This is a genomic window from Micrococcus sp. EWR3.9.1, from assembly GCF_052615555.1.
In genome coordinates, this window is the sequence record NZ_JBQXFD010000069.1 from 1 (window position 1) to 225 (window position 225).

1 pseudogene is annotated in these 225 nt (G+C 64.4%); it reads right to left on the reverse strand.

The window, feature by feature from the left end:
* Positions 1–225: pseudogene (locus tag ACUJ8O_RS11615) on the reverse strand (IS3 family transposase); the annotation flags it as partial.

Below are 225 nucleotides of genomic sequence, written 5' to 3' on the forward strand. Positions count from 1 at the left end.
ACGGGCCTGCCTACGACGGCGGTGATAGGTCCGCTCGATCCAGCTCACGATCGCGAGCCAGAGCTGGTCGAAGGACTGCCAGCGACGCCGGTTCAGCACGTTCTTCTGCAACAGCGCGAAGAAGGATTCCATTGCCGCGTTGTCCCCAGCAGCACCGACCCTGCCCATCGACCCGACCAGGCCGTTGACCCGGAGCGTCTCCACGAACCGCCTGGCTCGAAATTG